The organism is Micromonospora arborensis (genome assembly GCF_003205615.1).
Taxonomy (GTDB): Bacteria; Actinomycetota; Actinomycetes; order Mycobacteriales; family Micromonosporaceae; genus Micromonospora; species Micromonospora arborensis.
This window is the reverse complement of record NZ_PYBV01000026.1, coordinates 15,598-40,412: the sequence shown is the minus strand read 5'-3', so window position 1 is coordinate 40,412 and position 24,815 is coordinate 15,598. Positions and strand designations below refer to the sequence as shown.

22 protein-coding genes are annotated in these 24,815 nt (G+C 72.1%); 13 read left to right on the top strand and 9 right to left on the bottom strand.

The genetic code is table 11. The annotated features are described in order from the left end of the window. Positions 1-28 precede the first annotated feature (28 nt). Positions 29-1,192: a sensor histidine kinase gene (locus C7C45_RS20485; RefSeq protein ID WP_244200474.1), complete on the top strand. Its 1,164-nt coding sequence runs from the start codon at positions 29-31 to the stop codon at positions 1,190-1,192. Continuing rightward, positions 1,192-1,845 carry a response regulator transcription factor gene (locus C7C45_RS20480; RefSeq protein WP_110565298.1) on the top strand — a complete coding sequence of 218 codons (654 nt, stop codon included), beginning with the start codon at positions 1,192-1,194 and terminating at the stop codon, positions 1,843-1,845. The genes C7C45_RS20485 and C7C45_RS20480 overlap by 1 nt, the downstream gene beginning before the upstream one ends. A gap of 58 nt (positions 1,846-1,903) precedes the next feature. Here the strand turns inward: C7C45_RS20480 and htpG are convergent, their stop codons facing one another. Beyond that, on the bottom strand, positions 1,904-3,820 hold the full coding sequence (gene htpG, locus C7C45_RS20475) for a molecular chaperone HtpG (protein ID WP_110565297.1): 1,917 nt from the start codon (positions 3,818-3,820) through the stop codon (positions 1,904-1,906). A gap of 162 nt (positions 3,821-3,982) precedes the next feature. Between htpG and C7C45_RS20470 the strand changes: the two genes are divergently transcribed. After that, a complete protein-coding gene (locus C7C45_RS20470; RefSeq protein WP_110565296.1) occupies positions 3,983-4,681 on the top strand; it encodes an SDR family oxidoreductase in 699 nt (232 codons plus the stop codon). Between the two features lie 95 nt (positions 4,682-4,776). Here C7C45_RS20470 and C7C45_RS35870 read toward each other — a convergent pair whose 3' ends face one another. Continuing rightward, entirely contained in the window at positions 4,777-4,932 is a 156-nt protein-coding gene (locus tag C7C45_RS35870) for a M28 family peptidase (RefSeq protein ID WP_425271152.1), read from the bottom strand. Positions 4,933-5,017: 85 nt separating this feature from the next. Between C7C45_RS35870 and C7C45_RS20460 the strand changes: the two genes are divergently transcribed. Beyond that, positions 5,018-7,828 (top strand): ATP-binding protein, encoded by a 2,811-nt coding sequence (locus tag C7C45_RS20460; protein ID WP_110565295.1) that lies wholly within the window; start codon positions 5,018-5,020, stop codon positions 7,826-7,828. Between the two features lie 40 nt (positions 7,829-7,868). Here the strand turns inward: C7C45_RS20460 and C7C45_RS20455 are convergent, their stop codons facing one another. Next, the gene (locus tag C7C45_RS20455) at positions 7,869-8,624 is read right to left on the bottom strand and encodes a hypothetical protein (RefSeq protein ID WP_110565294.1); all 756 of its coding nucleotides are present in this window, start codon (positions 8,622-8,624) and stop codon (positions 7,869-7,871) included. Further along, positions 8,621-9,121 (bottom strand): SigE family RNA polymerase sigma factor, encoded by a 501-nt coding sequence (locus C7C45_RS20450; protein ID WP_110565293.1) that lies wholly within the window; start codon positions 9,119-9,121, stop codon positions 8,621-8,623. Before C7C45_RS20450 ends, C7C45_RS20455 begins: the two co-directional genes overlap by 4 nt. A gap of 137 nt (positions 9,122-9,258) precedes the next feature. Here C7C45_RS20450 and C7C45_RS20445 point away from each other — a divergent pair, with 137 nt between their 5' ends. Then, positions 9,259-10,104 carry a DUF3152 domain-containing protein gene (locus C7C45_RS20445; RefSeq protein WP_110565292.1) on the top strand — a complete coding sequence of 282 codons (846 nt, stop codon included), beginning with the start codon at positions 9,259-9,261 and terminating at the stop codon, positions 10,102-10,104. 21 nt (positions 10,105-10,125) lie between these two features. Here C7C45_RS20445 and C7C45_RS20440 read toward each other — a convergent pair whose 3' ends face one another. Both C7C45_RS20440 and C7C45_RS20435 read right to left on the bottom strand, forming a co-directional pair. Beyond that, positions 10,126-10,782: a hypothetical protein gene (locus C7C45_RS20440; RefSeq protein ID WP_146247359.1), complete on the bottom strand. Its 657-nt coding sequence runs from the start codon at positions 10,780-10,782 to the stop codon at positions 10,126-10,128. Between the two features lie 126 nt (positions 10,783-10,908). Next, on the bottom strand, positions 10,909-11,961 hold the full coding sequence (locus C7C45_RS20435) for an ArsR/SmtB family transcription factor (RefSeq protein WP_110565290.1): 1,053 nt from the start codon (positions 11,959-11,961) through the stop codon (positions 10,909-10,911). A 72-nt stretch (positions 11,962-12,033) separates the two neighbouring features. Between C7C45_RS20435 and C7C45_RS20430 the strand changes: the two genes are divergently transcribed. Both C7C45_RS20430 and C7C45_RS20425 read left to right on the top strand, forming a co-directional pair. Then, positions 12,034-13,293 carry an MFS transporter gene (locus C7C45_RS20430; protein ID WP_110565289.1) on the top strand — a complete coding sequence of 420 codons (1,260 nt, stop codon included), beginning with the start codon at positions 12,034-12,036 and terminating at the stop codon, positions 13,291-13,293. A 131-nt stretch (positions 13,294-13,424) separates the two neighbouring features. Beyond that, complete coding sequence (locus C7C45_RS20425) at positions 13,425-13,994, top strand: AMIN-like domain-containing (lipo)protein (protein WP_110565288.1); 570 nt, start codon at positions 13,425-13,427, stop codon at positions 13,992-13,994. A 50-nt stretch (positions 13,995-14,044) separates the two neighbouring features. Here the strand turns inward: C7C45_RS20425 and C7C45_RS20420 are convergent, their stop codons facing one another. Next, entirely contained in the window at positions 14,045-14,401 is a 357-nt protein-coding gene (locus tag C7C45_RS20420; RefSeq protein ID WP_244200473.1) for an L-rhamnose mutarotase, read from the bottom strand. A 167-nt stretch (positions 14,402-14,568) separates the two neighbouring features. Here C7C45_RS20420 and C7C45_RS20415 point away from each other — a divergent pair, with 167 nt between their 5' ends. The 6 genes from C7C45_RS20415 (at position 14,569) to C7C45_RS20390 (ending at position 20,817) form a co-directional block, all read left to right on the top strand. Continuing rightward, on the top strand, positions 14,569-15,249 hold the full coding sequence (locus C7C45_RS20415; RefSeq protein WP_110565286.1) for a response regulator transcription factor: 681 nt from the start codon (positions 14,569-14,571) through the stop codon (positions 15,247-15,249). Positions 15,250-15,262: 13 nt separating this feature from the next. Continuing rightward, on the top strand, positions 15,263-16,711 hold the full coding sequence (locus C7C45_RS20410) for a sensor histidine kinase (RefSeq protein ID WP_110565285.1): 1,449 nt from the start codon (positions 15,263-15,265) through the stop codon (positions 16,709-16,711). Further along, complete coding sequence (locus tag C7C45_RS20405; protein ID WP_167454762.1) at positions 16,708-17,619, top strand: Gmad2 immunoglobulin-like domain-containing protein; 912 nt, start codon at positions 16,708-16,710, stop codon at positions 17,617-17,619. The genes C7C45_RS20410 and C7C45_RS20405 overlap by 4 nt, the downstream gene beginning before the upstream one ends. Positions 17,620-17,758: 139 nt before the next feature. After that, entirely contained in the window at positions 17,759-18,388 is a 630-nt protein-coding gene (locus tag C7C45_RS20400) for a TetR/AcrR family transcriptional regulator (RefSeq protein ID WP_110565284.1), read from the top strand. A 33-nt stretch (positions 18,389-18,421) separates the two neighbouring features. After that, complete coding sequence (locus tag C7C45_RS20395) at positions 18,422-19,915, top strand: MFS transporter (protein ID WP_110565283.1); 1,494 nt, start codon at positions 18,422-18,424, stop codon at positions 19,913-19,915. 110 nt (positions 19,916-20,025) lie between these two features. Beyond that, positions 20,026-20,817, top strand: a complete 792-nt coding sequence (locus C7C45_RS20390) for a maleylpyruvate isomerase family mycothiol-dependent enzyme (protein WP_110565282.1) — start codon at positions 20,026-20,028, stop codon at positions 20,815-20,817. Positions 20,818-20,933: 116 nt separating this feature from the next. On the opposite strand, the gene C7C45_RS20385 is transcribed toward C7C45_RS20390, so the two are convergent. Continuing rightward, positions 20,934-22,133, bottom strand: coding sequence for an RtcB family protein (locus C7C45_RS20385; RefSeq protein ID WP_110565351.1), 1,200 nt, complete (start codon positions 22,131-22,133; stop codon positions 20,934-20,936). Positions 22,134-22,490: 357 nt separating this feature from the next. After that, a complete protein-coding gene (locus tag C7C45_RS20380; RefSeq protein WP_110565281.1) occupies positions 22,491-24,488 on the bottom strand; it encodes an elongation factor G in 1,998 nt (665 codons plus the stop codon). Positions 24,489-24,815 lie beyond the last annotated feature (327 nt).

Here is a 24,815-nt window from a genome sequence, read left to right as displayed (position 1 = left end):
GTCCTGTGGAGGGAGGCGCGCAAGCGCCGTGCCGGACGATACTGCCGACGTGAAGCGGTACGTCAATCTCGCCGTCGCCGTGGCCGCCGTCGCGGCGACCGTGCTGCCCGCCCTGGCCGACGGCCCACGTGCCTGGTGGGTGCTGCCGCTGGCGGTCCTGTCGTCGGTTCCGGTGCTGTGGCGAGACCGCGCGCTGCTCCGGGTCGCGTTCGTCGTGGGCGTCGCCACGACCGTCTCCGCCTCGCTCGGAGCGCCTCCGCTGCTGCCGGTCGGCCCGCTCGTCTGCCTCTACACGTTCGCGGCGCGAGCCTCCCTGCCGATCCGCCTGCTGGGCATCGTGCTCACCGCCGCCGGCGTGTCGCTGTCGCTGCTCTATCCGCACCCGGACGTGGAGGTGCTGCGTTACCTGTCGGTCGCCTACGTCTTCGCGTACGCCCTGGGCACCAGCGCCCGCGCACGCCGCACCCAGGCCCTGGCCCTCGCCGAACGCGATCGTCGCGTCGTCGGTGAACGGGAGGCGGCGGTGCTGCGTGAGCGCACCCGCATCGCCCGCGACCTGCACGACATCCTCACCCACGCGGTCGGTGTCATGATCGTCCAAGCGGAGGCGGGCCCACTGCTGGTCCGCCCGCACCCGGACCGCGCCGACGCCACGTTCGCCACGATCGCCGCCACCGGCCGGGACGCGGTCGTCCAACTCCGCCGCGCGGTCGGCAGTCTGCACGAACCCGCCGACCAGCCACTCGACCAACCGGGCCTGGCCCACCTCGCCGTCCTCGTCGAACGCGTCCGCGCCACCGGCCTGGACGCCGTCCTCACCGTCTCGTCCCCACCGTCCGACGTAGTCCCCGGACCATTCGGGGGTGCCGCCCGGCCGCCGTGTGAACCGCCCGCGGATGTCGGGGTGGCGGCCTACCGGATCGTGCAGGAGTCCCTGACCAATGTGGTCCGGCATGCCGAGGCGGGATCGGTCCGCGTCCTGCTGGACTACACGGCGGAGTCTCTGACCGTCTCGATCATCGATGACGGCCGTGGCGACCGGGCCGCCGCCGTGCTGCCCGGATACGGGATCGTCGGGATGCGCGAGCGGGCCCAGGCCTGCGGCGGCACCCTGCACACCGGCCCGGCCTCGGACGGCTGCGGCTTCACCGTCACCGCCACTCTCCCGCTGCCGACACCGGCGATGCTCTGATGCTGCGCGTCGTGCTCGCCGACGATCAGGACCTGTTCCGGGCCGGGTTCGCCACGATCCTCGGTGCCGAGCCGGACATCGAGGTGGTCGCCGAGGCATCCGACGGCGCCTCCGCCGTGCAGGCCGCCCTCGAACACCGCCCCGACGTGGTCCTGATGGACATGCGTATGCCGATCCTCGATGGTGTCGCCGCGACCCGCGAGGTCTGCGCACGTACACCGAGCCGGGTCCTCGCCCTGACCATGTTCGACACCGACGACTACCTGTACGCGGCGCTGCGTGCGGGTGCCAGCGGCTTCCTGCTCAAGGACGCCCCACGAGCCGACCTGGTGAACGCGGTCCGCGTGGTCGCCGCCGGTGACGCGCTGCTCGCCCCCGGCGTCACCGCCCGGGTGATCGGCGAACTACACCGGCGCGGCCACCCGGACCCCGCCCTGGCTGCCGCGGTCACCGCGCTGACCGCCCGCGAGACGGACGTGCTGCGTCTGATCGCGGCTGGGCTGTCCAACGCCGAGATCGCCGCCCACCACCACCTCAGCGAGCACACGGTGAAAACCCACGTCGGCAACCTGCTCGGCAAACTCAACCTGCGCGACCGTGCGCAGGCAGTGATGGTCGCCTACGAATCCGGCCTGGTGATCCCCGGCCAGTGACCGGCCGGCGGGGCCCGAGAAGATCGGGCGGCCCGCCGGCCGGAACCGGGAACGCCTGCTAGAGGGTGCGCGCCAGCCGGTCGGCGAGCGTCCGGGTGAAGCGGGCCGGATCGGTCAGCTCACCGCCCTCGGCGAGCACCGCCAGGCCGTAGAGCAGCTCGGCGGTCTCGGTCAGGGCCGTCTGGTCGCTGCCCTGCTCGTGGGCCTTGCGCAGCCCGGAGACGAGCGGGTGACCGGGGTTGATCTCCAGGATCCGCTTGGTCGCGGGGATCTCGTGCCCCATCGCCCGGTACATCTTCTCCAGGGTCGGGGTGAGGTCGTGGGCGTCGCCGACGACGCAGGCCGGTGAGGTGGTCAGCCGGGACGACAGGCGGACCTCCCGGACACTGTCGGTCAGGGTGGTGCCCAGCCAGTCCAGCAGCGCGGCGAACTCCTGTCGCTGCTGCTCGCGCTCGGCCTCGGCCTGCTGCTTCTCCTCGTCGGTGTCCAGGTCGATCTCGCCCTTGGCGATCGAGCGCAGCGGTCGGCCGTCGTACGCGCCGACCCGCTCGACCCACACCTCGTCGACCTGGTCGGTGAGCAGCAGCACCTCGTGGCCCTTGGCCCGGAACGCCTCCAGGTGCGGAGAGTTCTCGATGGCGGCCCGCGACTCGCCGGTGGCGTACCAGATGTCGCTCTGGCCGTCCTTCATCCGTGACACGTAGCCGGCCAGGTCGGTGGGCTCGGCCGGGTCGTGGGTGGAGGCCACCGACAGGATGTCCAGCAGCGTGTCCCGGTTGTCGGTGTCGTCGATCAGCCCTTCCTTGACCACCGCGCCGAACTCGGTCCAGAAGGTGCGGTACCGCTCGGCGTGGTTGGCCTTCAGGTCCTTGACCGTGGCGAGGATCTTCTTCACCAGGCGGCGGCGAACGATCTGGATCTGCCGGTCCTGCTGCAGGATCTCGCGGGAGATGTTCAGCGACAGGTCGTGCGCGTCGACCACACCCTTGACGAAGCGCAGGTAGGTCGGGACCAGCGCCTCGCAGTCGTCCATGATGAAGACACGCTTGACGTAGAGCTGGACACCGCGGCGGCCCTGCGGGGAGAACAGGTCCAGCGGGGCGTGGCTGGGCAGGAACAGCAGCGCCTCGTACTCGAAGGTGCCCTCGCCCTTCATGTGCACGACCTCGAGCGGGTCGGCCCAGTCGTGGCTGACGTGCTTGTAGAACTCGTTGTACTCGGCGGCGTCGACCTCGTCGCGGGGCCGCGCCCAGAGCGCCTTCATCGAGTTGAGGGTCTGCACCTCGCTGGTGGCGGGGGCGTCGTCGGTGCCGGGGCGCTCGACGGTCATCCGGATCGGCCAGGCGATGAAGTCGGAGTATCGCTTGACGATCTCCCGGACGGTCCACTCGGCGGTGTAGTCGTGCAGGTTGTCCTCGGTGTCGGCCGGCTTGAGGTGCAGGGTCACCGTCGTGCCCTGCGGCGCCTCGTCGACTCCCTCGATCGAGTACGTGCCCTCGCCGGTGGACTCCCACCGGGTGCCGCCGGTCTCGCCGGCCTTGCGGGTCAACAGGGTGACCCGGTCGGCGACCATGAACGCGGCGTAGAAGCCGACGCCGAACTGGCCGATCAGGTCCTGCGAGGCGTGGGCGTCGGCGGATTCGCGCAGCTGGCGCAGCAGTTCGGCGGTGCCCGACTTGGCGATGGTGCCGATGAGCTGGACCACCTCGTCGCGGGTCATCCCGATGCCGTTGTCCCGGACGGTGAGGGTACGGGCGTCCCGGTCGACCTCCAGGGCGACGTGCAGGTCGTCGGTGTCGGCGACGAGGTCCTTGTCGACGAGCGTGGCCAGCCGTAGCTTGTCCAGCGCGTCGGATGCGTTCGAGATGAGTTCCCGCAGGAAGACGTCCTTGTTCGAATAGATCGAGTGGACCACCAACTGGAGGAGCTGACGCGCCTCGGCCTGGAACTCCAACGTCTCGGCCTGATTGCTCACACCGTCTCCCTTCTCGGCTCGTGCGGAGGTTCGCGGAAAGGATACGAGTCGTCATCAGCCGGCTGGTGACCGCGTCCGGGTCGTATTCCCGATCCGGGCGTGCCGTCCCCGTGACATAGCTGACTTTGGCATACAGAAGTCAGTCCGGATAGCGTCGCCGCCATGAAGATCGCTGGAAGCACCGCCCTCGTCACCGGGGCCAACCGCGGCTTCGGCCGGCACCTCGCCGCCGAACTCCTCGCCCGCGGCGCCACCGTCTACGCCGGTGCCCGCAACCCCGACAGCGTCGACCTGCCCGGCGTGACGCCGGTGAAGCTCGACATCACCGACCCCGCCTCGGTCGCCGCTGCCGCCAAGCTGGCCGGCGACGTGAACCTCCTGATCAACAACGCCGGCATCGATACCGGCACCGACCTGCTCGAGGGCGACCTGGACCTCGTCCGGCTGGAGCTGGAGACCCACTACCTCGGCACCCTGTCGATGGTCCGGGCGTTCACGCCGATCATCACCGGCAACGGCGGCGGGACGATCCTCAACGTGCTCTCCGTGCTCTCGTGGGTCAACTTCCCGCACCTCGGGGCGTACGGCGCCGCCAAGTCCGCCGAGTGGGCGATGACCAACGCTCTGCGCCTCCAGCTCGCCGAGCGGGGCGTTCGCGTCGCCGGCCTGCACGTCGGCTACATGGACACCGACATGACCGCCGGGGTCACCGCCCCGAAGTCCGACCCGGCGGTGATCGCCCGGATCGGGGTGGACGGCATCGAGGCCGACGCGTACGAGATCGTCACCGACGAGACCAGCCGCCAGGTGCAGGCCGGGCTGGCCGGCGGCGTCGCCGCGCTCTACCCGCAGCTCCCCTGACCCACGACGCGACGAGCCGCCGCCGGGCCGCACCGGCGGCGGCTCTACCTTCAGGTACGCGGGGCGTCAGCTCGCCCGCAACGTCACATCGTCGATCACGAAGCTGGTCTGCAGCGACGAGTCCTCGGTGCCGGTGAAGCGCAGAGGACGTAGAACCGGGAGCCGTTGAGCCCCTGCTCCTCGTCGGTCCACCAGGCGAACCGGATCCGCTCCCGCCACCGCTTCGACGGTAGGTACCGGCGTCGGCACAGGTGAGTAGAGGTGCCAGGATGGGTAGGTAACGCCAGCAGGGGTCGTCAGACCCGGAACGGGGGCTGCGATGGGGCCGGATCGAGCGTGACAGCACCCAGCGTCGACCTGTTCAGCGGCGGCGGTGACACCGGCCGGTTGATGGCGGAACTGGACTGGGCCCGCACCCCACTCGGCCCGGTGGCCGGTTGGCCGCAGAGCCTGCGCGTCGCGGTCCGGATGGTGCTCTCCTCCCGGTACCCCATGCTGCTGCTCTGGGGGGACAGCTACTCCCAGCTCTACAACGACGCGTACTCCCAGCTGATCGGCGACAAGCACCCGGCCGCGCTCGGTGACGACGTGCGGGTGACCCTGGCCGAGGGCTGGGACGTGCTCGCCCCACTGATCCAGCAGGCCACGACGACCGGAGTGGCCAGCTGGGTCCCCGCCCTGCGGCTGCTGCTGGAGCGGGCCGGCTACCGCGAGGAGGCGTACTTCAGCGTCTCGCACGCCCCGGCCCGCGACGATGACGGCCGCACCGTCGGCGTACTCACCGTCTGCAGCGAGGTCACCGAGCAGGTGGTCGGCGAACGCCGGTTGCGCCTGCTGCGTGACCTGTCCGTTCTCGGCGACGGGCGAACCGTCGACGTGCACGCCACCGGCGCTCGGCTCGTCGACGCGATCGACGGCCATCCGCTGGACGTGCCGTTCGCCACCATCTACCTGCGCGACGGCGCCCTCCTACGGCGCATCGCCTGCACCGGCGGCGACCAGGGGTACGCGCGAGCACTGCCGGACACCGTCGAGCTGGCCGACCCCGGCCCACTCGCGTACGGCTGGGGGCTGCCGGACGCCGCCCAGGGCCGACCGACCCAGGTGTCCGACGTCGCCGACCGGCTGCCACTGCCCGGTGGCCCGTGGGGCGATCCGGTCCACACCGCGCTGGCGCTCCCGCTGCCCTCGGGCGACGGGGACCAGCCGCTCGGCGTCCTGCTGGCCGGGGTCAGCCCCAGCCGGGGGCTCGACGAGGCGTACCGGTCCTTCGACCAACTCCTGGCCCAGCAGATCTCCGTGGCGCTGCGCAACGCCCAGGAGTACGAGCAAGAGAGGCGCCGGGTCGAGGCGCTGGCCGAACTGGACCGGGTGAAGACCGACTTCTTCGCCAACGTCAGCCACGAGTTCCGTACCCCGCTGACCCTCATCCTCGGTCCGTTGGCCGACGCCCTCACCGACGCCAGCGCGCCGCTGGCATTGGTGCAGCGGGAGCGGTTGGAGACCTCCTGGCGCAATGCCACCCGACTGTTGACCCTGGTCAACAGCCTGCTCACCTTCTCCAGCCTGGAGGCCGGGCGAGCCCGCAGCGACGCCCGGGTGGTCGACCTGGCCGCGCTCACAGCCGAGCTGGCCGGCGTGTTCCGGGCCGCCGTCGAGCGGGCCGGGCTGACCCTTGAGGTGAGCTGCCCGCCGCTGCCCCGGCCGGTCACCCTCGATCCGGTCAACTGGGAACGCATCGTCACGAACCTGCTGTCCAACGCTTTGAAATACACGTTCATCGGCCGTATCCGGGTCGCCCTGACCGCCGACGACGAGGAGGTGCGCCTCACCGTCGCGGACACCGGCATCGGCATCGCCGACACGGACCTGCCGAAACTCTTCGAACGCTTCCACCGGGTACGGGGTGCCCGCTCGCGCAGCCACGAGGGCACGGGCATCGGCCTGGCCCTGGTGTACGAGCTGGCCCGGTTGGAGGGCGGCGAGGTCCGGGTGGCGAGCCGAGTGGGCGTCGGTAGCACCTTCACCGTGGCGCTGCCCTGGTCGGCGGTGCACCGCACGGCGATGAGCGGGCCACCCGTGGACGGGCGGGGCGAGGCCGCCCGCGCCGCCGTGCAGGAGGCGATGGGCTGGCTCACCGAGCCGGACGGCGGTCTGACCGAGCCCGATCGCGCGTCCGGACCGACCACGGACGAACTGGCCGGGGCGCGGATCCTGGTCGCCGACGACAACACCGACATGCGGGCGTACCTCAGCCGGTTGCTCACCGGGCAGGGCTGGCGGGTGCGGGCCGTCACCGACGGCCAGCAGGCCCTCGACGAGGTCCACCGTGAACTGCCGGACCTCGTCCTCGCCGACGTGATGATGCCGGTGCTGGACGGCTTCGACCTGGTCCGCCGGCTACGCGCGGACCCGGCGACCCGGACGCTGCCGGTGCTGGTGCTCTCCGCCCGCGCCGGCGGGCAGGCCAGCGTGGAGGGCCTGAGCCTGGGGGCCGACGACTACCTGGTGAAGCCGTTCGCGGCGGCCGACCTGATCGCCCGGATCCGGGCCGCCATCCGGCGGGCCCGCCTCCACCCGGCCGGCGACGCCGCAGCGGTGCCGACGCGCCCCGGCCCGGTCACCACTGTCGCGCCCACCCCGGCGGTCAAGGCACCTCTGATCGCGACCGCGGGGATCGCCAATCCGGCTCACTCCGCGCGCCCAGCCGTCCCGGACGCGCCGGTGGTCGCGGAGCCCCGGACCGACCGGGAAGGGTTGGGCGACATCCTGGACGTCGGGTGGACGTACCCGTCCGCACCCACCTCGGCCGCGGCGATGCGTCGGGATGTCCGGCTGACGCTGAGCGACCTCGGTGTCGACGCGGACGTGCTGGAGGATCTTCTGCTCGCCGCGTCCGAGGCGATGAACAACGCCGTCGAGCACGCGCAGCGGCCCAGCCGTCCGGAGGTGCGGGTCCGGGTCCAGGTGGGCGGGGCGCTGATCCGGATCTCGGTGCGGGACTTCGGCACCTGGCGGGACCGCCGGCCGGCGATGGACCGGGGCCGGGGCGCGCTGCTGATGAACGCCTACGGCGACGTCCGCCTGGTCTCCAGCGCCGAGGGAACGACGGTGACCATCGAGCGGCAACTGGCCGACCCGGCCTGAGCGGGCACTGGCCGACCCGGCCTGAGCGGGCAGCCGTGCGTCAGAGTCGGCGGCCGTCGCCGTCGCGGGCGATGATGCCGTCGAGTCGCTCCCCCGGGGTCAGCTCGGTCGGGTCGAACCAGAAGATCACCACCTGCTTGTCGACACTCCACCGGGCCAGTCGGGCGTCGACCTGCCGACCGTCGACGGTGCCGATGATCCGCTGGGCGGGGCCGACGAAGTAGCCGAAGGTGGGCACCGGGTCGGCCGATGACCGCTCGTCGTAGCCGATCTGGTGGAACCCCGGGCTACGGTCGACTCCTCCGACGTCGTTGATCAGGATGTCCGTGGTCAGCGAGCCGTCCAGGGCCCGGCGACCGGCGGCGAGCCCGACGGACACTCTGGGGTGGCCGGGCACGGACACCCCGACGACGAAGTACACCCGCTGGTCGGTGCCGTGCCGCACACCGCTGTCGATCACCTGGCCCAGAGGCTTCGGGGTCGGTTCGTCACCTGTCGTCCCCGGCGGTGACGTGGGCTCCAGCGAGTTCGGCACCATCGGTGCGGCGCCGGTCGGAGGCGTGGCGACGGCGACCGGCGGCGGACGCTCGGCCGTCGATGGATCGTCCGGCCGGGCGCCGACCGCCATCACGACGACGACGGCGGTCAGGCCGGCCGCGAGCGTCGCCGCCCCGGCTCCGGCAACCCGTCGACGGGTACGCAGACGCCGCCCCTCACGCAGCACGGTGGCCAGGTCGAGTACGGCGTCGGGTCGCTCGGTCGCCCGCATGGCGTGGCGGAGCCGGTCCTCGCTCATCGACGCGCCTCCTGGTCAGCCGTCTGCGGCGCGGCGGTGCGCAGCTTCTCCAAGGCTCTCGAACTGGTGCTCTTGACCGTGCCGACGGAAACGGCGAGTTCCCGGGCCACCTGCGCCTCCGAAAGGTCGAAGTAGTAGCGCAGCACGACGATGGCCCGCTCGCGAGGGCTGAGCGCGCCGAGGATGGCGATCAACCAGCGCCGGGTGGCCACCTCGTCGGCCACGTCGCCATGCCGCTGCTGGGGCACCTCGTCGGTCGGATACTCCCGCATCGGTCGCCGCCACCCGTCGACCAGGTGGTTGACCAGGGTGCGGCGGGCGTACCCGTAGGCGTCGTCGTCGTGGATCCGCGACCACGACGCGTAGGTGCGGACCAGGGCGGTCTGCGCGGCGTCCTCAGCCTGGTGGTGGTCGCCGGTCATCAGGAACGCGGCGTGCACCAATCGCGCGGACGCCGCCCGCGCGAACTCGACGAACTCCGCGTCACCGCGCGCCACCGTGAACCCTCCCCCGTGCCACACCGTCAGGGACGGGCGAGACCGGCAAAAGGTTGAGCCAGATCACAACAACCTTCCGCCGCGGTCGCCCGTCTTCTTCTCCGCGCAGCCGCCGATCGGCGCGCGAGGGGAGAGACATGTCGACGAAGGTTACCCGCCGGTGGAGTACCGCCTCAGCGGCGTTGCTGCTGGTGGTGGCACTGCTCACCGGCTGCGGACTGCCGGCCGCAGGGCAACCTCCGACAGTTCCCGTCGGCGCCGGCCCGCTGCCCGACGGGCCACCCTCGGACGCCGCTTCCGCACGGCCGTCCCGAGGCGCCGGGAACGCCGGTGTCGCGTCCAGTTCCGCCCCTGCCATCCTGGTCAGCTACCCCGCCACCGGAGGTAACCGCTGGTCGGTGGCGCCCGCCGAGGCGGCACCCGAACGCGCGACCGGCGGGCAGTTGCTGCGCTACCGGGTGGCCGTGGAGCGCGACATCCGGGGCCTGCCGGCGGGTGACGTCGCCACGGCGGTGTCCGCGACGTTGAACGACCGACACGGGTGGACGGCCGGCGGGACGTGGCGGTTGCGGCGGGTGGGTGCCGGTGACCCGACCGACTTCACCATCTACCTGGCCACCCCCGGCACCCGCGACACGCTGTGCCAGGACCAGCCGGACGGCTACACCTCGTGTCGCAACGGTGACCGGGTGGTGCTCAACGTGGCGCGCTGGGTCAACGGAGTACCGGGCTACGGCGCGAGCGTGGCCACCTATCGGCAGTACATGGTCAACCACGAGGTGGGGCACCGGCTCGGGTTCGGTCATGAGCGGTGCCCGGGGCGGGGTGAGCCGGCGCCGGTGATGCAGCAGCAGACGCTGGGCCTGCACGGCTGCACCGCGAACGCCTGGCCGTACCCCGAGGGCAAGCGCCGCTACAGCGGGCCGGTCGGGGCTTACGACGATGAGATCCCGCGGCGCGCTGGTGCCTACCCGGCGCACTGAGCCGCGCCGCCGGCCGCCGCCTCAGGTGCGGCCGTCGCGCTCCTGGGTCAGCCGCTCGTCGAGCCGGCCCAGCTCGTAGGCGGCGTTGAGGCTGGTCGGCAGCCGGCTGACATTGTCCGGCACGGGGCCGGGAGATGGCGCGGGAGCGGGGGCCGGCGCGGGAGCGGGCGCCGGCGTCGGTGCGGCGGAGGCGCCCCGGCGGCGCACCAGCGCCAGTGCCAGCAGCGCCAGGACAGCCAGGACCAGCAGGTACGACACGGGCGGCCAGCTGCCGCGCGCGGGGCTGGCGAGCGTCGGCGGGGTACCCGGAGCCGGGGCGTCCCCGTTACGCAGGGGCACGGGGGCCTCGCGGATGCCCGTGTCGTCGCCGGCGGCGGGGCGACCGGGTACGACGGGTCTCGCCGGGGCGGGTGCACCCGCCGCCGACCCAACCGGCGTGGGGGGCGCAACAACGGGCACCGCCGGGCTGGGCTGCTCGGTGGCGACTGGCGGGCTCGGCGTGGACGCAGGAGTGGGCGTGCGGGTGGGGGTGGCGGTCGGCTCGCTGCCGCCGTTCAGCAGATCGTCGACGATCTGGCCGACACCACCGAGGAGGCTGCCGACCGGACCGGGGGTGGCCGACGGGGACGGTGCGGGCGCGAGGGCGAGAGTCAGCACGAGAGCGACGACGGCAGGCACGGTGGCCACCTCCGATGTGGCGATGTGCCAGGCACCGTACCGCATCGTGGGATCGCGTGGGTGACCCAACCGGGCCGGGAGCGGGGCCGCGCCGTGCTCCCGCTCCCGCCCCGGTTGCGCGTGTGGTCAAGCAGGCGGGTGGGCCGCCGAACTGGGACACCTGGCAGCCCTCGCGTCGCTCCTCGCCGACGGGTCTCCGGTGACAGCCGCACCGCTGGCCGCGATCAGCGCCTCGGCTGCGGTTGTGCGGGCATAGAGGACGAAGCGACCCACGCGATGGGTGCCCACCAGGCCGGCTTCGCGCAACGCTCCAAGGTGCTGTGACACCGTGCCCGGGGTCAGCCCGCAACGCTCGGCCAGTTCCAGGGTCGAGGTCGGCACGGCCAACTCGTGTAGCAGTGCCGCCCGGCTGCGACCCAGCACCCGGGCCAGCCCTCGCCGGTGCGGCGTCGGATCCCGTTCCCAGAGCGTGGCCACCGCCCGCGCCGGGAAACGCAGCACCGCCTGTCCGGGAGAGCCGAAGTTCGACCACACCCGACGGCCGCTGAACACCGACGGTACGAGCAGCAGACCCCGCCCGTCGAGTCGTACCGTGCCAGCCAGCACGATGTGCTCCACCGACAGCGTGTCGGCGTCCAGCCGGACGAAGGGGTCGAGTTGGTTGAGCAGGCCGTGCACCCCGTCGGCGGCCATGCGCTGTGCGCCGAGCAGCACCTCCCGCTCCAGCAGGGTGCGCATCCTGGGCCAGTAGGGATCGATCACCACACCGACGTACGCCCGGATCACCGTTGCCAGCCGGACGAGCTCGGCTGACGGGTCGGCATAGAGCGCGGCCAGGGACGACGAACGTGGCCCGGGCAGCGCGTCGAGACTGGCCCGTACCGCCTCGGAAGGGGTGGCGACGAGGGTCGCCAGTTCGACGTCGAGCGTGGGCTGTGACGTGGCCGGGGGCGGGCAGACGAAGGTGGGGATGACTGGTGTCGGCATCCGCACCAGATCCGCGAAGAGCCCCCAGTCCATCCCGGCCAGGCGTGGCCGGACCTGCTCGTACCAGGCCAGGTGCTCCGGGAACTGGTGCGGCCGCTTGATGATCCGGACGCTCGCCACCGCCTCCCACAGCGGCGACACCGCGAATCGGGTCATCGCCAGATCTCGCGCGTCCAGCCCGACCAGCATCATTGGTGCTCCCGATGGATTCGGTGAGAGTCAAATCTATCGGTCGCGGGCACTGGACCCGGCACCGTGGCTGGCATGACCACCACCCCGACGACCACCTTGGAACACCAGGCCGACACCTGGCCTCGTTCCTTCCGTCTGCTCTACACGGCCGCCCTCATCGACGGCGTCGGCTTCCACATCGGCCAGTTGGCCGTGCCTGTGTTGGCGGTGTCGCTGCTGGCGGCCAGCCCTGGTCAGGTGGGGCTGCTCGGTGCGTTGAGCACCGCCGCGTTCCTGCTGATCGGCCTGCCGGCCGGAGTCTGGGTCGACCGGCTGCCGCGCCGCGCCGTCCTGGTCACCGCCGATCTCACCCGCGCGGCGTTGGTGGCATCGGTGCCGGCGGCGTGGTGGGCCGGCTGGTTGAGCATGCCGCAGCTCTACGTTGTGGTGCTGCTGACCGGCGTCGGCACCGTCTTCGCCGACGTCTCCGCACAGAGCTATCTGCCGGAGCTGGTCGGCAGGGACCGGCTGGTAGCAGCGAACTCACTGCTGATGAGCACCAACGCGACCATGCAGATCGTCGGACGAGGGTTTGGCGGGCTCGTCGTGCAGGCACTCACGGCGCCGATCGCGATCGTGCTGGACGCGGTGACCTTCGTGGTCTCCGGGCTGCTCCTGGCCCGGATCCGTGCCGCAGCACCGCACCGACGCCCAGCACGGGCAGCAGGCGGTTTCGGTCGGCAGCTCGGCGCCGGCATCCGGCACGTGACCGGCAATCCCCTGCTCCGCCCGCTCGCCATCTCGACCGCGAGTATCAACCTGACCATGCAACTGACCACCACCATGCTGCCAGTGGTCTTCCTGCGCGAGCTCGGCCTGGGCGCCGCCGCCCTCGGCCTCTTCCTCGGTGTGGGCGGGATCGGCGCCCTGCTCGGCGCGGTGACCGCTCGCCCGCTCGCCGAGCGGATCGGTCACGGTCGCGCGTTGTGGCTGCCTGGCCTGCTCGTCGCGCCGCTCGGCGGGTTGGTCCCGCTGATCGACACCGGGCCGATGCTCTGGGTGGCGGCGCTCGGCTGGCTGGCACTGGCCTGGCGGACGGGGGTGGGCAACGTGATCGGGGTCAGCCTGCGCCAGGGCGCCACCCCGGACGCGCTGCTCGGGCGGATGAACGCCACCTTCCGGTTCCTGCTCACCGGGGCGCTCACGATCGGCGCGGCGCTCGCCGGCCTGCTCGGCCAGTACGTGAACGTCCGCACGACGCTGCTGGTCGGCGCGGTCGCCAACGCGTTGACGTGGCTTCCGGTGCTCTGCTCCCCGCTGCGCACGCTGAACCGTCCGCCCACCGCCGACTGACCCCCAGCCGCTGTTACGTGCCCGTTACGCCTCGGCGAAGCTGCGGTGGCCCTTCGGCGTGACGGTGACAGCAGAGGGCCACCGGCAACGCCGCCGCGACGTGGCCCCGCACATCGAACGGAGGAACCACGATGAGGATCAGGAGTGCACTGACCGCGTTGGCGGTCGTAGTCGCCGGGCTGGTCGCCGGCGCGGGGAGCAGCAGCGCGGCGGGTACCGCGACCGGGTCGCCCTACTGCGGGATCACCTGGGGCAGCGCGGAGAAGTCGGCCGGCGCGCTGAGCAGCGCCCCGCTCGTCGACGTACGGACCGGCCGGAACGACTGCTACGACCGGGTGGTGTTCGAGTTCGCCGGCCCGGTGGACGGTTACGCGGTCGGCTACGGCGAGACCTGGACCGAGGGCGAAGGGCTGGCGCTGTCGCCGTACACCGCCGGGGGCGCGCTGCTGCGGGTCTCGCTGCGGGCCCCCGCGTACGACGACGCCCACCAGGGCACCGTGCCGTACGCGGTCGGCGCGCACGTCGCGAACCTGCTGCGCTACCCGACGCTGCGCGACGTCGTCTTCGGCGGCAGCTTCGAGGGTTACAGCACCTTCGCGGTCGGCGTGCGTGCGCGGTTGCCGTTCCGCACCTTCGTGTTGGCCGGACCCGGCACACACAGCCGGATCGTGCTCGACGTCGCCCGCCAGTGGCAGGAGTGAGGCCGGGCGGACCTGGCCGGACGGTTGGCTGCCGTCCGGCCAGGCGAGCCTCAGCTGTTGGCGGCCTGTCGGGCCTGGTCCGGTGCCTCCGCGACCGTCTCGTCGGTCAGGTGCCAGATCTCCCGCATCGGGGCCCACCAGTCCCCCGACCCGGGCTCGGCGATCGACTCCTGGCACGGGTCGGTCAGCTTCCACCACTCCTGCGTCTGCGGGTCCGCGGCGATGAACCGCAGGTCGGCGTCGTAGTCCTCGCCCACGTACTCGTAGTAGCCGAAGAGCAGGTCGCCGTGCAGGAAGATGGTGTAGTTGCGGAAGTTCGCCTCGCGGAGCGTCTGCTCGACGCTCGGCCAGACCTCGGCGTGTAGCCGCAGATAGGTCTCCCGGTGTTCCGGGCGGAGTCGGATCACGCAGCCATGACGTTGCACGTCGGGCCCTTTCGTGTGAACTGGTCGAGGGGTGTCGAAATCATCTGACCGTAGCGGTTGGACGGTGCTTCGCAGAGGGGCTGCCTGGTCTCTGGGATCAACCGTTTCGCCAGGGCTGCGCAGCGTGGCGACGGGTCTACCCTCGGGTGATGGAGGGCCGTGTGCTGGTGGTCGAGGACGACACCTCCATCCGGGAGGTCACCGCCCTCGGTCTGCGCCGCGCCGGCTTCCGGGTCGACACCGCCGTCGACGGGCGGCAGGCCCTCGCGGCGTGGAGAGCCCACCCGGTCGATCTGATCGTCCTCGACGTCATGCTGCCCGGTCTGGACGGCCTGGAGGTCTGCCGGGAGATCCGGCGCACCAGTCAGGTACCGATCCTGATGCTGACCGCGCGCACCGACACGATCGACGTGGTGGTGGGGCTGGAGTGCGGCGCGGACGACTACCTGCGCAAGCCCTTCGACCTGCCGGAGCTGGTGGCCCGGGTCCGCTCGGTGCTGCGCAGGGTGAACGCGCCGGTCGCGTCGAAGATCATCGAGGTCGGCAGCCTGGAGATCGACCCGGGCAGTTTCGTGGTCCGCCGACACGGCCGGGAGGTGGCGCTGACCGCCACCGAGTTCCGCCTGTTACTGGAGCTGGCCCGCCGACCCGGCCAGGTCTTCACCCGGGAGCTGCTGCTGGACCTGGTCTGGAACCACAGCTTCCTCGGCGACTCCCGACTGGTCGACGTGGCGGTGCAGCGCCTGCGCGCCAAGATCGAGGACGACCCGGCACAGCCACGGCTGATCCACACGGTGCGTGGCGCCGGCTACAAGTTGTCCACGGGCTGACGGGAGGTCGGCGATGGCCGGACGCGCGGTGACCCCGGGCCGGCTGCGGCGCCGGCTGACGATCGCGTTCGTCCTGGTCGCCGGGGTCTCGGCCGGGCTGCTCGCCGGCGGGACCGGGCTGCTGCTGCGACAGTCCTGGTGGGACGCGTCGCTGCACGAGGCCGCCGCCGACGCCCGTTACCAACTCGTCCTCGCCGGGCAGTTCCTGCCGCTGACCGAGAAACGCAGCACGGAGTTGCTCACCAGCTTCGAGGCCAGCGGCCGGCACGTGGTGCTCGTCGACGGCCCGAGTCGTCCCTCGCACCCCGCGTACGCCCCGGTGCTGGGCCCCCGGTTGCGGGCCACGGTCGCGGCCGGGCAACTCGGCTATGAGCGCTCCGCGCCGACGCAACGTCCTCGACTGTTGGTCGTCGGCGGGCGCATTCCCGGTTCGACCGCCGAGCTGTACGTGCTCACCGTGGAGGACGACGTCGCCACCGACCTGGGTCAGCTACGCACCGCGCTGGTGGCCGGCTGGGTGCTCGTGGTGCTGCTCGCCGCCGGGGTGGGTCACGCGCTGGCCCGCCGCACGTTGGAGCCGGTGGGTCGCGCCAGCCGGGCGGCCCGAGCGCTCACCGAGGGTCTGCTCGCCACCCGCCTGCCGGTACGCGGGCACGACGAGTTCAGCGTCTGGGCGGCGTCGTTCAACGAGATGGCCGAGGCACTGGAGTCGAAGATCGCGGCGCTGTCGGCCGCGCAGGCCCGCGAGCGGCGGTTCACGGCCGACGTCGCGCACGAGCTGCGTACCCCGGTGACCGCACTGGTGGCTGCGGCGTCGCTGCTGCGTGAGCACCTCGACCAGTTGCCCGACGACGCTCGACCGGCCGCCCGACTGCTGGTCGGCGACGTGGTCCGGCTGCGCCGGCTAGTCGAGGACCTGATGGAGATTTCCCGACTGGACGCCGGACGCGAGCAGCCGGCGGTCGGGCCCGTCGACGCGGTGGCGCTGCTGCACGGGATCGTCAGCGCGCGCGGCTGGTCGCGACGGGTGCAGGTCAGCGGAGATCGGGTCACGCTCCGCACCGACCCGCGTCGCCTGGAGCGGGTGCTGGCGAACCTGGTCACCAACGCGATCGAGCATGGCGGCGGGGAGATCCGGGCCACCGTGACCGATGCGGACCCGCTGGTCGTCTTCGAGGTCAGCGACCAGGGGCCGGGCATCCCGGCGGAGCACCTGCAACGCGTGTTCGACCGGTTCCACAAGGTCGACCCGTCGCGCTCCGCACCGGGCAGTGGCCTCGGGCTGGCCATCGCGTGGGAACACACCACCCTGTTGGGTGGGGCGTTGAGCGTCCGCAGCGGGCCCGGCACCGGCACCCGTTTCCTCCTGGAGCTGCCGGCCGGTGGTCCCGCCGAACCACCGGGTGACGACGGCGAGCGGCGGGATCCCGGCGCCGGCCTGGCGACGGGCGGTGCGAGGTGAACCGGCGAGGTGCCGCCGGTGCGCTGGCGCCGGTGCTCGTCGCCGCGCTGCTCGTCAACGGGTGTGGCGGCCCCCGCTCCGGCGCGCTCGGCCCCGCACCCACCGCCGCGCCGTCGACCGCCGCGCCGTCCAGCGCCACACCGCCGAGCGCCACGCCATCCGGTCGTCCGGGTCCGACCTCCACGACACCCTCGGGCCCATCCCGGGCACCCACGACAACCCCGCCGTCGCCGGCCGGTACCACCCGCGACACCGTCACCGTCGAGCTGTGGTTCGTCCGCGCCGGGCAGCTCGTACCGACCAGGCGGGCGCGGCCGGCGACCCTGGCGACGTCCCGGCTGGCGCTGACCGAACTGGCCGCCGGACCCACGCCGGCGGAGGCCGCCACCGGGCTGACCACCCTCGTCCCGGCCGGCGTCGAGGTCACCCGCATCGCCGACGGCATGGCGACGCTGCGGGTCCCGTCCGCCGACGACCCGGCGCAGCGGCGGCTGCGCGAGGCGCAGGTGGTGTGGACGCTCACACAGTTCCCCACCGTGCGTGCGGTTCGCGTCGACGGCGACGCCCCGGTCGATCGGACGGACTACGCGGACCTGCTGCCGCCGATCGTGGTCACCGGCCCGATCCCCGGCGAGCGGGTCTCCACCCCTCTCGTCGTCACCGGTACCGCCGACGTGTTCGAGGCCACGGTGAGCGTCCGGGTGCTGGACGCCGCCGGCCGGGAGGTCGCCACCGGTTTCGGCACCGCCAGTTGCGGCAGCGGCTGCCGGGGCGGCTACCGGGTGACGGTCGGCTGGCGCACGGTCCGGGAGCAGAAAGGCACGGTCGAGGTGTACGAGGTGTCCGCCCGTGACGGCACGCGGATCAACACGATGGCCGTGCCGGTGCTCCTCGCGCCGGGTGGTTGACCACCAGGTTCACCTGTCGGACTCCCGATGGAAACGCAATCGTTTCGTCGACTCAGTGCGACGCAACTCACGAAAGCCTGCACGTTCGGACAACCGCGAACTAGGGTCGGTACGACATCGTTTCGCGGGGGGTTCGGGGATGCTGGGTGGTCAGCAGGTGGGCGCGGGTGCCGGGGTTCCGGCAGCCCGGGTGCCACGGTGCACCGACAGCGACCTGTTCGCCGTGGTCATCGACCTGCTGCGCGAGGTCGGCTTCGACCGGATGACCATCGACGCCGTCGCCGCCCGCGCCCACGTCAGCAAGGCCACCATCTACCGGCGCTGGGACGGCAAGGCCGAGTTGGTCGTCGCCGCCCTGCGTGACCGGCACGTGGGGGTGCACAACCCGCCCGACACCGGCTCCCTGCGCGGCGACCTGATCGAGCTGCTGCGCGCCACAGCCGCGATCTGTACGGCCGACTGCGACCTGATGCAGGCGCTGACCTTCGCCATGCGGACCAACCCCGAGCTGGAACGCCTGGTGCGCCACCAGGTGCTGCCGGCCGGGCGCGTGGCCAGCACCGCCATCCTGGTCCGTGCCGCCGCCCGGGGGGAGATCCCGCCGGAGGCCGGCGAACGAGTGCTGTTCCACGACCTGGCGCCCGCGCTCACCATGTCCCGCATCGTCGCGCACGGCCTACCCGCCGACGACGCGTTCCTCACCCAGGTCGTCGACCAGGTGCTGATCCCGGTACTCCGCTACCAGCCCGACCGCCCGTCTCAGGCCTGATTCACCGACATTCGCAACACGGAAGGCTTCACCATGCCCGGAACCACCTCGACCGTACCCGGCGCACCCGGCGCCGGGACGTCGACAGGCGCGCCGCACCCGCGGCGCTGGATCGCGCTGGCGGTCATCGCGGTCTCGCAGCTGATGGTCGTCCTGGACGCCACCATCGTGAACATCGCGCTGCCGAAGGCCCAGGTCGACCTGGGCATCACCGACGCGAACCGGCAGTGGGTCATCACCGCCTACACGCTGGCGTTCGGCGGTCTGCTGCTGCTCGGCGGCCGCATCGCCGACTACTGGGGGCGCAAGCGCACCTTCCTGGTCGGCATGACCGGTTTCGCGCTCGCCTCCGCGCTGGGTGGCCTCGCCACCACCGGCGGGACGCTGTTCGCCGCCCGCGCGCTGCAGGGCGCCTTCGGCGCGCTGCTCGCCCCGGCCGCGCTGGCGCTGCTCACCGTCCTGTTCACCGAGGCCACCGAGCGGGCCAAGGCCTTCGCGGTGTACGGCGCGATCGCCGGCGGTGGGTCGGCGGTCGGTCTGCTGCTCGGCGGGGTGCTCACCGAGTACGCCGACTGGCGCTGGTGCCTGCTGGTCAACATCCCGGTCGCGGCCATCGCCATCGCGTTCGCGCTCCCGCTGGTGCCGGAGAGCCGGGCACACGGCAACACCCGCTACGACGTGCCCGGCGCGATCGTGGTGACCGCCGGCCTGGTCTCCCTGGTGTACGGCTTCACCAAGGCCGCCGAGGACGGCTGGGACGCCGCCGCGACGCTCGGTTTCATCGCCGCTGGCGTGCTGCTGCTCGCCGCCTTCGTGGTGATCGAACTGCGCTCCAACCACCCGCTGCTGCCGCTGCGGATCATCCTGGACCGCAACCGGGGTGGGGCGTACCTCACGTCCACGCTGATCGGCGCCGGCCTCTTCGGCGCGTTCCTCTTCCTGACCTTCTACTTCCAGGTCGTGTTGCAGTACAAGCCGCTCGAAGCCGGCCTCGCGTCGCTGCCGGTCACCGCGGGTGTGCTGATCGCCGCGGGTGGCGCCAGCCAGCTGATGCCTCGGGTGGGCGCCAAACCGCTGATGGTCGGCGGCGCCGTTCTCGCCGCCGTGGGCATGCTGGTGCTGACCCAGATCGACGTGGACACCTCGTTCCTCACCCTCCTGCTGCCCGCCCAGGTCATCCTCGGCATGGGTCTGGGCTTCACCTTCGTGCCGCTGTCCAGCCTCGCCCTGGTGGGAGTGCCGGAGCACGACGCGGGCGCGGCCAGCGCCACGCTCAACGCCACCCAGCAGATCGGTGGCTCCCTGGGCACCGCGCTGTTGAACACCCTGTACACCAGCGCGGTCGCCGCGTACCTGGTCGGCCGGGCGCCGAACCCGGTCAACCAGGTCGAGGCGCTGGTGCACGGCTACCGTGTGGCGTTCGCCTGGGGCGCGGCACTGATCGTGCTCGCCGGACTGGCCACCCTGATCCTGGTCAGGGTGCGCAAGGAGGACATCCCGACCGGCAACGCCGTGCACATGGGCTGAGCTGACCGACGCGGCCGCCGGCCGGACCGCCCCGACCGCGGGGTGGGCCGGCCGGCGGCCGCTTTCCGGTAACGTCCCGACCATCGTCGAAAGTCCGATTGAGGAGATCCATGTCGACCCCTGCTGACCAGATCATCACAGCTCTGCGTGCGGGCCACGAGGAGCTCGCCGCGCTCGTGCGCGACCTCAAGGAAGATGACCTGCTCCGGCCTTCGGGGGCCAGCGAGTGGCAGGTGTCCCAGGTGTTGAGCCACCTGGGCAGCGGCGCCGAGATCAACCTGGCGTCGTTGGACGCCGCCCGCACCGGCGCGCCCGGCCCGGACGGGGACTTCAACCGCGGCGTCTGGGCGCGCTGGGACGCGATGCCCCCGGCCGAGCACGCCGCCGGGTTCCTCGCCGCCAACGAGCGGCTGGTCGAGGCGTACGAGTCGTTGGACGCCGAGACCCGGGCCTCGCTGCGGATCGACCTCGGTTTCCTGCCGGAACCGGTCGACGTGGCCACCGCGGGCCGGTTCCGGCTCAGCGAGTTCGCCCTGCACCAGTGGGATGCCGAGGTGGCGTTCAACCCGTTCGCGGCGGTGACGCCGGAGGCGGTGTCGCTCCTGCTCGACCAGGTCGGTGGCATGTTGGGCTGGACCAGCCGGCCGCAGGAGCTGGGCGGTCGCGAGGCCACCCTGCTGGTTCGGCTGCACGCGCCCGAGCGGACGTACGGGCTGCGGTTGGGCGAGAAGGTCGAGCTGGTCGACGTGCCGGAGCAGACCGACAGTGAGCTGACCGCACCCGCCGAGGCGTGGCTGCGTCTGGCGGCCGGTCGACTCGGGCCCGCGCACACCCCGGAGGCGGTGCGGGTGACCGGGCCGTTGACGCTGGACGACCTGCGTCGGGTCTTCGCCGGCTTCTGAGCCCGAGGCGGTGATCGACTCCATATCGCCGACCTGGGGGTACCCCAGAGCGGGCAAACCGCAATATCGGCGATATGGAGTCGACCAGGCGGCGGAGACGGTGATTGGCGACCGGGTCAGCCCTTCACGCACACCACCTGCTTGAGGTGCGCCACCACCTCGACCAGGTCCTCCTGCTGGGCCATCACCTCGGTGATGTCCTTGTACGCGCCGGGGATCTCGTCGACCACCCCGGCGTCCTTGCGGCACTCCACCCCGGCGGTCTGCGCGGCCAGGTCCTCCGTGCTGAACGTCCGCTTGGCCTGCGCCCGCGACATCCGCCGCCCGGCCCCGTGCGAGGCCGAGCAGTAGGCGTCCGGGTTACCCCGACCCCGCACGATGTACGAGCCGGTGCCCATCGACCCGGGGATGATGCCCAGGTCGCCCTGGCCGGCCCGGATCGCGCCCTTGCGGGTGACCAGCACGTCCACCCCGTCGTAGCTCTCCTCGGAGACGTAGTTGTGGTGGCAGGAGATCGGCTCGTCGTAGCCGACCTGCGGGAAGTGCTCGCGCACCACACCGCAGAGCAGCGCCAGCATCACGGCCCGGTTGCGCCGCGCGTACTCCTGCGCCCACCAGAGGTCCCGCCGGTACGCGTCCATCTCCGGCGTGCCGGTGAGGAACACCGCCAGGTCCCGGTCGGGCAGATCGACGTTGTGCGGCAGCTTCCGGGCCACGCCGATGTGCCGTTCGGCCAGCTCCTTGCCGATGTTGCGGGACCCGGAGTGCAGCATCAGCCAGACCCGGCCCGAGTCGGCGCCACCCTGCTCCAGGCAGACCTCGATGAAGTGGTTGCCCCCGCCGAGGGTCCCGAGCTGCCGACGCGCCCGCGTCTCCAGCTGCGCCACCCGCCGGTCCAGACCGGCGAACCGCCCCCAGAAGTCGTCCCAGCCGGCCTGCTCCAGGCCACGGATCCGACGTGTGTCGACCGAGTCCTCCCGCTGCGCGAAGCCGACCGGGATGGTGGCCTCGATCGCGGAGCGCAGCCCGGCCAGGTCGTCCGGCAGGTCGGCGGCGGTCAGCGACGTACGTACCGCCGACATTCCGCAGCCGATGTCGACACCGACCGCGGCCGGCGAGACGGCCTGCCGCATCGCGATCACCGAGCCGACCGTGGCGCCCTTGCCGAAGTGCACGTCGGGCATGACGGCGACACCCTGCACCCAGGGCAGCGCACCGATGTTGCGCAGTTGCCGGGCGGCCTGCGGCTCGATGGCGTACGGGTCGGTCCAGACCCGGACCGGCGCCCGGGTGCCGGCGAGAGGGGTGAATCCCATCGTGGTCTCCTCGTGAAGTGCCGTGGCCACCGCTGGACGGTGACCGTTAATGATCAGGTGCCGGCCGACCGGGCGGCGGTACGCGGATACGAAACGGCCGCCCGATCCCGGTGGGATGGGCGGCCGGCGGACGCGTCAGCGTCGGCGTCAGTCGCGCCACCCCGGATCGAGACTCCGCACTGGGCGGCAGGCACGGGTTTTGGCATTGGCGAGCACCGGGGCGCCGGCAGGGAGCAGGCGCAAGGCGGCGTCGGTGCGGACGCGTCGCGGCACGGCGTACTCCCTCGGGGTGTGGTCGGTCGACCTTGCACCGACGAGAGTAGGAGGGCCACGGCGCGTCCGCAATGGATATCGCCGTTACCGGCCGCCGACCCGACGGACGATCGCCAGCAGATACTCCTTGCGATCCAGCGGATCGTTGTCCCAGCGGGCCCGGACCGGGGCGGGACCACGCACCGGCCGGTAGCTGTCGAACTCGGTCTCCAACACGCCCTCGCCCCGGGTCAGCGCGGGCAGACGACGCTCCAACGCGTGCACCAGGCCCGCCGGGATCTCGCCCGACACCAGGTACGACGAACCCTGCCCGGTGGTGTCGGTCGGCACCGCGTCCAGTCGGGTGAGCGCGGGCAGCAGCGTGCCGAGGACGTCACCCGGCACCTCCAACCGGAAGCGGTGCACCGGCTCGTGGACCCGCGTACCGGCACGGGTGAGCGCGGTCATCAGCACCAGCGGGGTGAGATGGCGAAAGTCTCCCGCCGTGCTGGACATGCTCTTGTCGAAGGTGCCGTGCGAGTGGCTCTGCCGCGCCCAGTAGCCGGCGTGGGTCATCGTCACCTCGCAGTCGGGGATCTCCCACCCGCGCAGGCCCTGGCGCAGGGTCCGGCGCACGGTCTCCTCGACGGCGGCGAAGAAGGCCGGGGGCATCGAGCCCAGCTCGACACCGAGCCGGAAACTCACGCCGGCGCCGGTCGACGCCGGCGCGACCCGCAGCCCGACGGTGGCCAGGAACGGGTTGGGCGCCACCGCGATCACCTCGACCGCCTCGCCGACGCCGCACACCCGCTCCACGTGCACCGTGCTGGTCTCCCGGAACGTCACTCCCACGCCGAAGTCGTCGGCCAGGGTGGCCTGGATGACCTCCTTCTGCACCTCCCCGTAGAGCGAGACGGTGATCTCGTGCTGCCGGTCGTCCTGCCGCAGGTTGATCAGCGGGTCCTGCTCGGCGAGCTGGACCAGGGCGGCGTGCAGCGCGACCCGGTCGACGGAACGCGCCGGCACCACCACGGTCTCCAGCGTGGGTGGCGCGAAGTGGCGGTCCGCGCCGGCACGTGCGAGGGGTACGCCCACCGGGTCGCCGATCCGCGCGTCCGTGAGACCCCACAACCGGGCGATGTGGCCGGCTTCGACTGCCGACGCCACGACGTCGGCCCCGTGGGCGACGGCGCGTACCGCGGTGACCAGCACAGCGTCGGCCGCGCCGACGCGGACCCGGTCACGGACCCGGATCGTGCCGGCGAAGAGCCGCACCAGGGCGATCTTCTCTCCCGCCGGGCCGCGTTCGATGGCGAACACGGTGCCGGAGACCGGGGCGTCGGCGTCGCCCTGGACGGTGGGCAACAGTTCGGTGATCCCGGCGATCAGCGCGTCCACCCCGGCGCCGGTGATCGCCGAGCCGGCGAACACCGGTTGGACCAGCGCGCGGCTGGTCCACGCCGCCAACGCGCGGCGCAGCCGTGGGTACGACAGCGACGACGGGTCCGCCACCCAGTCGGCGAGCAGCGTGTCGTCCTGCCCGGCGAGCAGGTCGACCAGCCGGTCGGTGAAGGCGACGTCGGCGGGGCCGTACGGCGTGCAGTGGGCGCCACGGGTCCCCGCCGCCGCCACCGAGCCCATCGCCACGACGGCCTCGGTGAGCTTCTCCGCGACGGCCCGTACGACCCGCTCGGGGTCCGCCCCGGCCCGGTCGACCTTGTTGATGAAGATCAGCGTCGGGATGCGCAGCCGGCGAAGTGTCCGCATCAGCACCCGGGTCTGTGGCTGCACCCCCTCCACCGCGGAGATCACCAGCACCGCGCCGTCGAGCACGCCGAGCACCCGCTCGACCTCGGCGATGAAATCCGGGTGACCGGGCGTGTCGATCAGGTTGACGGTCACGTCGTCCAGCACGAAGGAGACGACGGCCGAGCGGATGGTGATCCCGCGTTGCCGTTCCAGGGCCAGGGTGTCGGTGCGGGTGCTGCCCGCGTCGACACTCCCGAGCTGGTCGGTCACACCGACGTCGTGCAGCAGCCGCTCGGTCAGGCTGGTCTTACCGGCATCGACGTGCGCCAGGATGCCGAGATTCAGGGTTTTCACGCAGCGTCAGGTCCTTCAGGTAGGCGACAGATCCCTTCTGGTCGGACATCGACGCAGCGCGCATTGTTGCTCCCTGGAGGTTGGTGGCGGTTTCGGGTAGTTCAGCAGGTCGCCGCGGGTGGGGCAACCGAATAACTGGCGCTCACGTTCACGATCCGGCCCGCTCCGCGACGCCCTCCGCTCACCTGACCCGGCTAAGTTCGCGCGGGCACTTTCCGCCCCCGTTCAGGGAGAACCACCATCATCGCCACCTGGCCGTTGCGCCGCGCCGGCACCATCGCCACCCCACCGGCCCTCCGTCCAGCGGACGCGAATCGGAAGGCGAGC

What these genes read in the sequence shown, in the direction of transcription:
- C7C45_RS20480 (WP_110565298.1), top strand. Translation starts at nt 1,192, where the DNA reads ATGCTGCGCGTCGTGCTCGCCGACGATCAGGACCTGTTCCGGGCCGGG.
- C7C45_RS20470 (WP_110565296.1), top strand. Translation starts at nt 3,983, where the DNA reads ATGAAGATCGCTGGAAGCACCGCCCTCGTCACCGGGGCCAACCGCGGC.
- C7C45_RS20455 (WP_110565294.1), bottom strand. Translation starts at nt 8,624, where the DNA reads ATGAGCGAGGACCGGCTCCGCCACGCCATGCGGGCGACCGAGCGACCC.
- C7C45_RS20445 (WP_110565292.1), top strand. Translation starts at nt 9,259, where the DNA reads ATGTCGACGAAGGTTACCCGCCGGTGGAGTACCGCCTCAGCGGCGTTG.
- C7C45_RS20435 (WP_110565290.1), bottom strand. Translation starts at nt 11,961, where the DNA reads ATGATGCTGGTCGGGCTGGACGCGCGAGATCTGGCGATGACCCGATTC.
- C7C45_RS20430 (WP_110565289.1), top strand. Translation starts at nt 12,034, where the DNA reads ATGACCACCACCCCGACGACCACCTTGGAACACCAGGCCGACACCTGG.
- C7C45_RS20425 (WP_110565288.1), top strand. Translation starts at nt 13,425, where the DNA reads ATGAGGATCAGGAGTGCACTGACCGCGTTGGCGGTCGTAGTCGCCGGG.
- C7C45_RS20415 (WP_110565286.1), top strand. Translation starts at nt 14,569, where the DNA reads ATGGAGGGCCGTGTGCTGGTGGTCGAGGACGACACCTCCATCCGGGAG.
- C7C45_RS20410 (WP_110565285.1), top strand. Translation starts at nt 15,263, where the DNA reads ATGGCCGGACGCGCGGTGACCCCGGGCCGGCTGCGGCGCCGGCTGACG.
- C7C45_RS20400 (WP_110565284.1), top strand. Translation starts at nt 17,759, where the DNA reads ATGCTGGGTGGTCAGCAGGTGGGCGCGGGTGCCGGGGTTCCGGCAGCC.
- C7C45_RS20395 (WP_110565283.1), top strand. Translation starts at nt 18,422, where the DNA reads ATGCCCGGAACCACCTCGACCGTACCCGGCGCACCCGGCGCCGGGACG.
- C7C45_RS20390 (WP_110565282.1), top strand. Translation starts at nt 20,026, where the DNA reads ATGTCGACCCCTGCTGACCAGATCATCACAGCTCTGCGTGCGGGCCAC.
- C7C45_RS20385 (WP_110565351.1), bottom strand. Translation starts at nt 22,133, where the DNA reads ATGGGATTCACCCCTCTCGCCGGCACCCGGGCGCCGGTCCGGGTCTGG.